This is a genomic window from Streptodolium elevatio (genome assembly GCF_040649515.1).
GTDB lineage: Bacteria > Actinomycetota > Actinomycetes > Streptomycetales > Streptomycetaceae > Yinghuangia > Yinghuangia elevatio.
Genome location: NZ_JBEZFP010000223.1, coordinates 1 through 9,197, shown reverse-complemented (window position 1 = coordinate 9,197; position 9,197 = coordinate 1). Strand labels below are relative to the sequence as shown.

Below are 9,197 nucleotides of genomic sequence, written 5' to 3'. Positions count from 1 at the left end.
GGGGATTTCGTACGTGGTAGCCCCGACGGGATTCGAACCCGCGCTACCGCCTTGAGAGGGCGGCGTGCTAGGCCGCTACACAACGGGGCCCTAGCCCATCCCCGAGGGGATGGTGTCCGTCGCATCGTCGCCGATCGAACGGCGAGGCGTTCCAAAGTACGCCTCGGTGTGTTTCTCGAGTAGCCCCGACGGGATTCGAACCCGCGCTACCGCCTTGAGAGGGCGGCGTGCTAGGCCGCTACACAACGGGGCCAAACTCAAACTGCCGACCACCTTGCGGTGATCGCCAGCCGTGTCGCCTTGCGGCGACACAGCTGGGGTACCAGGACTCGAACCTAGACTAACTGGGCCAGAACCAGTCGGGCTGCCAATTACCCCATACCCCAATGCTCGACCCCGTGAAAGGGATCTTGCTGGCTTGTCCCGGCCCCCTGCGGGGCGGAACGAGTAGAACTTTACCCGATCAGGCGGGCCCGACCAAAACGGGTTACCGGTCGGGGTGCGCACCGCCCTCGCGGGACGGTGCGCACACCCGGACGGACCGGGCGAGGACGGACGCGGATCAGCCGCGCGCGACGTCCAGCGCGGACCGCAGACGGGCCAAGGTCGCCTCGCGGCCCAGGAGTTCCATCGACTCGAACAGCGGCGGCGACACGCGGCGGCCGGTGACCGCGACGCGCAGCGGGGTGAAGGCGTTCTTGGGCTTGATGCCCAGGCCGTCGACCAGCGCCTCGCGCAGCACGGCCTGGATGGGGTCCGTGGCCCACTCCACGGACTCCAGGGCCGTGACGGAGGCCTCCAGGACCGGGGCGGCGTCCGCGGTCAGCACCTTGGCGCTGTCCGCCTCGTCGCGCGTGAAGTCCTCCGGCGCCACGAACAGGAACCCGAGCATGCCGACGACCTCGCCGAGCACGACCATGCGCTCCTGGGTGAGCGGCGCGGCCTTGCCCAGCAGGTCCAACTGCCCGGCGGTGGGCTGCGCGGGCAGCAGGCCGGCGTTCTGCAGGAACGGGACCAGGCGGTCGCGGAAGTCCTCGGGGGCCAGCGCGCGCACGTGGTCGGCGTTCACCGCCTCGCACTTCTTGAGGTCGAAGCGCGCCGGGTTGGCGTTGACGTCCGCGATGTCGAACGCCGCGACCATCTCCTCGACGGAGAAGTAGTCGCGGTCGGGCGCGAGCGACCAGCCGAGCAGCGAAAGGTAGTTCAGCAGGCCCTCGGGGATGAACCCGCGCTCGCGGTACAGGTTGAGCGACGACTGCGGGTCGCGCTTGGAGAGCTTCTTGTTGCCCTCGCCCATGACGTACGGCAGGTGCCCGAAGCGCGGCGTGGTGCCGTTGCCGACGCCGATGTCGGCGAGTGCCGCGTACAGCGCGATCTGACGCGGCGTCGAGGACAGCAGGTCCTCGCCGCGCAGCACGTGGGTGATCTCCATCAGCGCGTCGTCGACCGGGTTGACCAGCGTGTAGAGCGGCCGGCCGTTGGCGCGCACGATGCCGTAGTCGGGCACGTGCTCGGGCTCGAAGCTCAGTTCGCCGCGCACCAGGTCGGTGAAGGTGATCGTGCGGTCGGGCATGCGGAAGCGCAGGATCGCGTCGCGGCCCTCCGCACGGTACGCGGCGACCTGCTCGGCGCTCAGGTCGCGGCAGTGGCCGTCGTACCCGGACGGCTTGCCGGCGGCACGCGCGGCGTCGCGGCGCCGCTCCAGCTCCTCGGTGGTGCAGAAGCACTCGTACGCGTGCCCGGCCTCGTGCAGGCGCTTGGCGACGTCCGCGTAGATGTCCATCCGCTGGGACTGGCGGTAGGGCGCGTGCGGGCCGCCGACCTCGGGGCCTTCGTCCCAGGTGAACCCGAGCCACTTGAGGGCGTCGAGCAGCTGCTCGTACGACTCCTCCGAGTCGCGCGCGGCGTCGGTGTCCTCGATCCGGAAGACGAAGGTGCCGCCGTGGTGCCGCGCGAACGCCCAGTTGAACAGGCAGGTGCGGATCAGCCCGACGTGCGGGTTGCCGGTCGGGGAGGGACAGAAACGGACGCGCACATCGGCGCCCTGGGGCTCGCTAGCCACGCTTGATCACCCTGTTGGTGAGAGTTCCGATGCCTTCGACGGTGACGGCGACCTCGTCGCCCACCTGGAGCGGGCCGACGCCCGCGGGGGTCCCGGTGAGGATCACGTCACCGGGGAGCAGCGTCATCGCGGCCGTCACATGGACGACCAGGTCGGTGATGCTGCGGACCATCTGCGAGGTGCGCCCGGCCTGCCGCAGGTCCCCGTTGACCGTGCAGGTGACGGCGAGGTCGGACGGGTCGAGCTCGGTCTCGACCCAGGGCCCGAGCGGGCACGAGGTGTCGAAGCCCTTGGCCCGGGCCCACTGGCCCTCGCTGCGCTGGAGGTCGCGCGCCGTGACGTCGTTCGCGCAGGTGTAGCCGAAGACGACCTCGGCGACGCGCTCGGCGGGTACGTCGCGGCACAGGCGCCCGATCACCACGGCCAGTTCGGCTTCGTGGTGCACCTCGGTGGAGATCTCCGGGTAGACCACCGGCGCGTCCGGGCCGACCACCGCGGTGGACGGCTTGAGGAACACGATCGGCACCTCGGGGACCTCGCCGCCCATCTCGGCGGCGTGGTCCGCGTAGTTCTTGCCGATCCCGACGATCTTGCTGGGCAGCACCGGCGACAGGAGCTGCACGTCGGCGAGCCGGTGGCTCTGCCCGGTGAGCGAGATGCCGGCGTACGGATGCCCGTCGAGTTCGGCGACGACCAGTTCGTCGGGTTGGTCGCGGGGGCTCCCCACCGCGCCGAACGAATAGGAGTCGCCGGTGGAGAACCTGACGATGCGCACGGGCCGGGACCTCGGGATCAATCGGGGGACGTTCTGGTCGCCCCCAGGCTATCCCGCGGGCCCGGCCCGCAGCGCCGTGCGGCGGTGCGTCAGTTCTGCTGCTCCATGACGTTCGTGCGGCGCGGGTTCGCGGTGGGGCCGGTCTCCAGCGGCACGGGCGTTGTGTCCTCGTCGAGGCCCTCGGGGCGGACCGGCACGGTGTCGAGCTGCGTACGGCGCGGGTTGGCGGTGTTCGTACGGTGGGTGCTCAGGCTCATGACGGAGTTGTCCGCCCTTTCGAATCGGGTGGTCGGTCGGGTGTGCACGCATGCGGTCGACGCGTAGGGTCGACCGGGTCGGCAGGCACGCCGGGCACACGTGGTGAATCCACGCCGCCGATTGCGCGCGGCCTCTTGAATATCAAGGTTACTGATGGTTACGTCAGTCGGGCCCCGTTCTCCGGGGCCGGGCAAAGGCTACGATTGCCGAAGTTTCACGCACGGTGCTGTGACAATTGCAGTGAGTAACCGAGTTCCCCACGGAACCTGTGATTTTCACCTCTGTGGATTCCAGCCAAACCTGGGTCCTTATGTCCGATTGCGACCGGTAATAACGGGTCAAACCTGGGCGAAGGGATTGTCTGGCCCAGTTCTCTGGAATCCGGATTTTTCCGGACCCCGCTATCTTGTTGCGGCCTCTGGGCTGTGCTGAAATGCGTGCGACCACGGGGGTGGTTCCCAAGCGAGGTCCCGCCCGGGATCTCCGCACACAAGCCTCGCCGATCCGGCGGGTCAACGACTGGTCACAAGAGGTTGCGAAGCTAGTGCAGGGACGTCGGAAGAGGCAGCAGGAATCCGCGGAAGCCCCGGCCGCTGTCGGGCCCGCAGACATGCGCCCACCCCAAGAGCTCACCGCCAGTCGAGCCCCGCAGGCTCCTTCGCGGTTGAAGCTGCTGTTCTCCATCAAGAACTGGCGCATCCGTACGCGCATCACCGCGCTGCTGCTGCTGCCCGTCATCGTCGCGGCGCTGCTCGGCGGACTGCGCATCCAGTCCGCCGTCGACACGACCCGCGAGATGGACGTCGTGCAGAAGGCCGGCGCGGTCATCGACGAATCCACCACGCTTGTCGGCTTCCTGGAGGAGGAACGCGACTTCAGCGCCTACCCCCTCGCCCGAGGGGACAAGGCCGAGAAGGTCCCCGAGATCACGACGCGCTACCAGCGCACGAACGAGCAGTTCGAGCGCTTCAAGGCCGCCGTCGCCAAGATGGACCTCGAGGACCTGCCGCTCATCGAGTCCACGGTCCGCGTGATCTCGGAGAAGATGAACGGCCTGGCGAACATCCGCAAGAACGCGTACCTGACGTACCCGTTCAGCACGGTGAAGGCCTACCAGGAGATCATCGAGGCGCTGCTGTCGATCAACCAGCAGGCCCCCGAGATCACCCGAGACCCCGCTCTGGTGCAGGGCGCCCGTGCGCTCGGCCTGTTCGGTGAGCTCAAGGCGCAGATCTCCGCGGGCCGTGCGATCGGCGCCGCATACGGCGGACGCCCCGAATTCCCCTACGCCGACGCGGCCGAAGGCTTCAAGAGCCTGCTGCAGGGCGGCCAGGACGACGCGATCCTGGCCTTCCAGGCGGTGGCGACGCCCGACGAGAACCGCCGGTACGCCGACGTCTTCAGCGCCGGCAAGGGCAGCGACGTGGCCGCCATGCTGAACGCGATCGCCACGCACATGGTCGCCACGGACGACCGGGGGCTCCAGACCGTCGTCAGCGGCCTCGGCGGGACGCCGGGCTACGAATCGCCCGAAGCCTGGTACAAGTTGGCCAGCGACTACCTGTCGCACATGATGCAGCTCGAGACCCAGATGGGCGACCAGCTGCTCGACAAGGCCGACAGCCTGCGTGACGAGGCCCGCAAGGACGCCCTCGTCAACACCGTCCTCGTCGTCGCGGCCCTGCTCTTCACGATCATCCTCGGTGTGATCGTGGCGCGTTCGCTGGTCCGCTCGCTCAACACCCTGCGCCGCAGCGCCCTGGAGATCGCCGAGCAGCGGCTGCCGGAGACGGTCCGCCGCCTCGCGGAGTCCGAACCCGGGGACGTCGACCTGAGCGTCGAGCCGATCGGTGTCGCGACCCGCGACGAGGTCGGCCAGGTGGCCCGCGCGTTCGACGCCGTCCACACGGAGGCCGTCCGGCTCGCGGCCGAACAGGCCCTCCTCCGCGGCAACGTCAACTCGATGTTCGTCAACCTGTCGCGCCGCAGCCAGAGCCTGATCCAGCGTCAGCTCGCGCTCATCTCCGACCTGGAGAACCGCGAGGCGGACCCCGACCAGCTGGCGAACCTGTTCAAGCTCGACCACCTCGCCACCCGTATGCGCCGCAACGGTGAGAACCTCCTGGTCCTCGCGGGTGAAGAGCCGGGCCGCCGCTGGACGCGCCCCGTCCCGTTGGTCGACGTACTGCGCGCCGCGGCATCCGAGGTGGAGCAGTACGAGCGTGTCGAACTGGGCGCCCTGCCCACGACCGACATCGCCGGCCGGGCCGTCAACGACCTCGTGCACCTCCTCGCGGAGCTGCTGGAGAACTCGACCACCTTCTCCAGCCCGCACACCAAGGTCCGCGTCACCGGCCACATCCTCCCGGACGGCCGCGCGCTCATCGAGATCCACGACAACGGCATCGGCCTGACCGGCGACGACCTGGCGGACGCGAACCAGCGCCTCGCCCGGCCGCCCGTCGTCGACGTCTCCATATCCCGGCGCATGGGCCTCTTCGTGGTCGGCCGCCTGTCGACCCGACACGGCATCCGCGTCCAGCTGCGCCCCGGCGACGGCGGCGGTACGACCGCGCTGGTCATGCTGCCGATCGAGCTGATCCAGGGCGACCGCCCGGGCGGCAACTGGGACAAGTCCAACGGCCGCGCGGCCGTCGCGCCGGGCTGGGAGCCCGACGCGCTGACCGCGTCGCAGGAGATGCAGGCGCTGCCCGCCGCCGCGGCCGGACCGCAGCGTCCCGGTCCGGAGGCCGGGCGCAGCGAGGCGCCCCGCCCGCTTCCGCAGCGGGCCGGCCAGGCGCCGCAGAACGGCGCGTACGAGCCGGCGTCGGCGTTCGCCGAAGGCCCGGCCACGCACGACACCCCGTTCCCGGGCACGCCGTTCCCGCAGCAGAACGACGCGGACAACCCGTTCGCGCCGGTCGCGCCGCAGGCACCGCGCGCCGAGGACGCCCGCCCGGTCGACGGCGGAACCGCGCAGTTCGCGTCGCCGTTCGCGCCGGAGCAGCCGCAGCACCAGACCGGTCAGCACCAGAGCCCGTACCAGACCGGGCAGCACCAGACCGGGCAGCACCAGATCGGTCAGCACCAGATCGGTCGGCCGCAGACGGGCCAGCACCAGGCCGGCCGGCACGAGAGCGGGCAGCAGTCGGCGTACGACCGTCCGCAGTACGACCAGCAGCAGCCGGCGCAGCAGCCGTTCGGCGAGTACGCGCAGCCCAGCGCGTACGCCCGACCGGACTACGAACAGCCGTACCAGCAGCCGCGGTTCGACCCGGAGCCCACCGAGCACGGCGGCACCGACCGCGGTCAGGGCGGCGGCCTGCCGCGCCGCGGCGACCAGGACACCGGCGCGATGCCGATGGCCGAACCGCCGCAGCAGCAGCGCGCGTCCGCGTGGTCCGGCCCGGAGTACGACAGCCTGTCGCCGGTCGCCCCGCCGCCGCAGATGCCGGCCTACGAGGCACCGCAGCGCCGCACCGAGGCGCCGCGCGTCGACCCCAGGACCGGTGCGGACGGCCAGGGTCAGCGCGACCCCGGCGCCCGTCCGCAGCAGCCGCAGCCCGGTTCCGGCGACGCGCTGCCCGCGCTGCGCACGCCGAATTCCCCGGTGCGCCAGCAGCAGCCGGCGCCGCAGCAGGCCGACGCCCGGACCGCGCAGCAGGACCCGCGGGCGCTGTACCAGGACGGCCGCCAGCAGCAGGGCCGCCCCGCTCCCGCCCAGCCGGAGCCGCAGCAAGCCCGCGGCCTGCCCGCGGCACCACAGCACCAGGTGCCCCAGCAGCTGCCGCAACAGCCTCCGCAGCACCGGCAGTTGCCGGCGCAGCCGGAGCCGCTCAACGCACTCGACGACTCGGTCGCGCTGCCGCAGGCGATCGAGGACGAGCGGTCGCCGATCTTCGAGACCCTCGAGTCGGACTGGTTCCACCGTCGGACCGGCCGCGGCGGGCGCATGCGCGCCGCGCAGGTGCGCACCTCGCGCATTGAGGCCGACGACGCCGCGGATTCGCTCGCGGCAACCGAATCGCAGGGGCTGGACCGGCGGACCCCGGGAAGCACCAACCCGCCGCTGCCGCAACGTGATTCGGAGCAGGCGCAGCTGCCCCGGCGTTCCCACGCGGGACCGGCCGCACCGGCCGAGACGCAGGGGATTCCGCAGCAGCCGCTGCGCCAGGCGGCGCACGCCGCCCCGGTGGAGCAGCCGCAGCAGCCCGCCGCGCCGCAGCCGGGTCGGCCGGCCGCGGAGCAGGCGCCGTCCGGGTGGTACTCGGCCGGCGACGAGGGTTGGCGGGCGGCCGAGGCCGCGCGCGAACCCGCTTCGGGCGGAACGACGACGGCCGGCCTGCCGCGCCGCGTACCGCGCGCCAACCTGGTTCCGGGCGGTGTCGGGGGCACCGCGCCCCAGGCACCCGGCCCGGTCCCCGGCACCCGCACCGGCGGTCCCGCCGCGCCGCTCACCCCGGGAACTCCCCGTGGCGCGGCGCAGGTTCCGCAGGACGGGGCGTCCGGCCTGTCGCGCAACCCGGACGACGTCCGTGGTCGACTGACCAACTTCCGCCGAGGCATTCAGCAAGGTCGCACTGCCGGGGCCGGGGGAATGGCCCCGCAGCCTCGTGACGAGAACAACCAGGAGCAGGCATGACTGAGTTGAGCCAGGCCGCGCAGAACCTGAACTGGCTGATCACGAACTTCGTGGACAACACCCCCGGTGTCTCCCACACGGTCGTGGTCTCCGCGGACGGCCTGCTGCTCGCCCTGTCCGAGGGCTTTCCGCGGGACCGAGCCGACCAGCTCGCGGCCGTGGCATCCGGCCTGACCAGCCTGACGCAGGGTGCGTCCCGCATCTTCGAGGGCGGGCACGTCACGCAGACGGTGGTCGAGATGGAACGGGGCTTCCTGTTCATCATGTCGATCTCCGACGGGTCCTCGTTGGCCGTGCTGGCGTCGCCGGAGTGCGACATCGGCCTCATCGGCTACGAGATGGCCCTGCTGGTCGACCGCGCCGGCACGGTCCTCACTCCGGCCCTTCGCGCGGAACTCCAAGGTGCCCTGCCGCGATGACGCATCCGGAGATGTCCGAACACGGCGACCAGGAGTTCCACGAGACCCTGGTACGCCCATATGCCATGACGGGTGGCCGCACCAGGCCGCGGTACCAGCTCGCGCTGGAGGCCCTGGTGACCACCACGCCCCAGGTGGCGAATCCACCTGGCCTGCTGCCTGAGCACCAGCGCATTTGCGACTTGTGCCGGCAGGTCAAGTCGGTCGCCGAGATTTCGGCCCTGATCTCCATCCCCCTCGGCGTCGCCCGCGTGCTTGTCGCGGACCTCGCCGAGGCCGGACTCGTGGTCATCCATCAGCCGGGGAACGACCAGGGGCAGCCGGACGTGACGCTGCTCGAAAGGGTGCTCAGTGGACTTCGCAAGCTCTAGCCCGGGACCGGTCCCGGCGCCGCGGTCCTCCACGACCTCAGCCAAGATCGTCGTGGCCGGCGGCTTCGGCGTGGGCAAGACGACGCTCGTGGGGGCGGTCTCGGAGATCGCGCCGCTGCGTACGGAGGCCGTCATGACCTCCGCCAGCGCGGGGATCGACGACATCGCGGCCACGCCCGACAAGGGAACCACGACGGTCGCGATGGACTTCGGCCGCATCACGTTGGACGAGGACCTGATCCTGTACCTCTTCGGTACACCGGGTCAGCACCGGTTCTGGTTCATGTGGGACGACCTGGTCCGCGGCGCCATCGGCGCCGTCGTCATCGTGGACACCCGCCGCCTGGCGGACTGCTTCCCCGCGATCGATTACTTCGAGAACAGCGGGCTGCCGTTCATCATCGCCCTCAACTGCTGGGACGGTGTGCAGACGCATCACGCGGACGACGTGCGCGAGGCGCTGCAGATCGGCCCCGAGACGCCGATCGTCAGCTGTGACGCGCGGCGCCGCGAGTCGGCCAAGTCGACGCTCATCACGCTCGTCGAGCACGCGCTGATGGCGCGACTGCGCTGATCGCGGTCCGGGGGAGTTCTCCCGGACCATCGTGTCGGACAACGGAGTCGGGCGGGTGGATCCGGTGCGGTGGTCCGCCGTGCGGCGGGAATCGTC

Annotated in this window: 7 protein-coding genes and 3 tRNA genes; 4 read left to right on the top strand and 6 right to left on the bottom strand. The window is 70.9% G+C overall.

All coding sequences use genetic code 11. The annotated features are described in order from the left end of the window. Positions 1 to 14: 14 nt before the first annotated feature. The 6 genes from AB0C36_RS41695 to AB0C36_RS41670 all read right to left on the bottom strand — a co-directional run bounded on the left by AB0C36_RS41695 (position 15) and on the right by AB0C36_RS41670 (position 3,094). Positions 15 to 90: transfer RNA gene (locus tag AB0C36_RS41695), tRNA-Glu, on the bottom strand. 90 nt (positions 91 to 180) lie between these two features. Then, a tRNA-Glu gene (locus tag AB0C36_RS41690) sits at positions 181 to 253 on the bottom strand. Positions 254 to 314: 61 nt separating this feature from the next. Further along, positions 315 to 386 (bottom strand) — tRNA-Gln (locus AB0C36_RS41685). A gap of 176 nt (positions 387 to 562) precedes the next feature. Next, a complete protein-coding gene (gene gltX / locus AB0C36_RS41680) occupies positions 563 to 2,062 on the bottom strand; it encodes a glutamate--tRNA ligase (protein WP_358364666.1) in 1,500 nt (499 codons plus the stop codon). After that, positions 2,055 to 2,837, bottom strand: a complete 783-nt coding sequence (locus AB0C36_RS41675) for a fumarylacetoacetate hydrolase family protein (RefSeq protein WP_358364663.1) — start codon at positions 2,835 to 2,837, stop codon at positions 2,055 to 2,057. The genes gltX and AB0C36_RS41675 overlap by 8 nt, the downstream gene beginning before the upstream one ends. Before the next feature lie 89 nt (positions 2,838 to 2,926). After that, positions 2,927 to 3,094: a hypothetical protein gene (locus AB0C36_RS41670; RefSeq protein WP_358364660.1), complete on the bottom strand. Its 168-nt coding sequence runs from the start codon at positions 3,092 to 3,094 to the stop codon at positions 2,927 to 2,929. Positions 3,095 to 3,759: 665 nt separating this feature from the next. Between AB0C36_RS41670 and AB0C36_RS41665 the strand changes: the two genes are divergently transcribed. The 4 genes from AB0C36_RS41665 to AB0C36_RS41650 are packed head-to-tail and all read left to right on the top strand — an operon-like array spanning position 3,760 to position 9,101. After that, positions 3,760 to 7,737: a sensor histidine kinase gene (locus tag AB0C36_RS41665; RefSeq protein WP_358364658.1), complete on the top strand. Its 3,978-nt coding sequence runs from the start codon at positions 3,760 to 3,762 to the stop codon at positions 7,735 to 7,737. Beyond that, entirely contained in the window at positions 7,734 to 8,156 is a 423-nt protein-coding gene (locus tag AB0C36_RS41660; protein ID WP_231778306.1) for a roadblock/LC7 domain-containing protein, read from the top strand. The genes AB0C36_RS41665 and AB0C36_RS41660 overlap by 4 nt, the downstream gene beginning before the upstream one ends. After that, the gene (locus tag AB0C36_RS41655) at positions 8,048 to 8,527 is read left to right on the top strand and encodes a DUF742 domain-containing protein (protein WP_358364656.1); all 480 of its coding nucleotides are present in this window, start codon (positions 8,048 to 8,050) and stop codon (positions 8,525 to 8,527) included. The genes AB0C36_RS41660 and AB0C36_RS41655 overlap by 109 nt, the downstream gene beginning before the upstream one ends. Then, positions 8,508 to 9,101 carry a GTP-binding protein gene (locus tag AB0C36_RS41650; protein ID WP_231778304.1) on the top strand — a complete coding sequence of 198 codons (594 nt, stop codon included), beginning with the start codon at positions 8,508 to 8,510 and terminating at the stop codon, positions 9,099 to 9,101. Before AB0C36_RS41655 ends, AB0C36_RS41650 begins: the two co-directional genes overlap by 20 nt. The last annotated feature ends 96 nt before the right edge of the window (positions 9,102 to 9,197 follow it).